The 226-nt window shown below is 65.9% G+C and carries 1 pseudogene; it reads right to left on the bottom strand.

The features are described 5' to 3' along the window. Window positions 1-226 (bottom strand): annotated as a pseudogene (locus tag B3T59_RS10140) (cation-transporting P-type ATPase); the annotation flags it as partial.

Raw genomic sequence — 226 nt, 5'->3', positions numbered from 1 at the left:
CGCACACGGGGAGGCGGCCACCAGCACCACCAGGGCGCGTTCGATCCACACCAACGGATCGCCGAACACACTGCCGATCGCGGCGATTAGCACCGCGGCGACTATCACACCCGGGACCAACGGTTTTGCGATCTTGTCCGCCAGGCGCTGCGCCTCACCCTTGCGGGACTGTTCGGCCTCGACGATTTTCACGATCTTGGCCAGCGAGTTGTCCTGCGCACCGGCG

Source organism: Gordonia sp. UBA7860, assembly GCF_002500165.1.
In the GTDB taxonomy this organism is placed as follows: domain Bacteria; phylum Actinomycetota; class Actinomycetes; order Mycobacteriales; family Mycobacteriaceae; genus Gordonia; species Gordonia sputi.
This window is presented reverse-complemented; position numbering and strand designations above follow the sequence as displayed.